Raw genomic sequence first — 350 nt, forward strand, 5'->3', positions numbered from 1 at the left:
GCCGGTGTCCTCGACGTGGAAGGCCACGGCGGCCTCGGCCCGGCCGAGTTCGGCCGGGAGCCCGTCCGCCTCCACGCGTTCGACGCGCAGCTCGACGTGGCCCAGGTCGGTGAACTTGATCGCGTTGGACAGCAGGTTCCGCAGGACCTGCCGCAACCGGGCCTGGTCGGTGACGAGTTCGTCGGGCACGTGCGCGCCGACGCCGATCCGGAAGGCGAGGCCGCGCTGGTCGGCCAGGGGTTTGAACGCGGCCTCGACGTACGCCAGCAGCTCCTGCACGGCGAAGGGTTCGGGGTTGAACTCCATCTTCCCCGCCTCGACCTTGGAGAGGTCGAGGATGTCGTTGATGA

The 350-nt window shown here is 69.7% G+C and carries 1 protein-coding gene; it reads right to left on the reverse strand.

Translation table 11 applies throughout. The features are described 5' to 3' along the window. On the reverse strand, positions 1–350 hold a 350-nt coding region (locus tag BI06_RS45125), incomplete at both ends, for an ATP-binding protein (RefSeq protein ID WP_043479011.1).

Origin of the sequence: Kitasatospora sp. MBT66 (assembly GCF_000710405.2) — a bacterium.
Lineage (GTDB): Bacteria > Actinomycetota > Actinomycetes > Streptomycetales > Streptomycetaceae > Kitasatospora > Kitasatospora purpeofusca.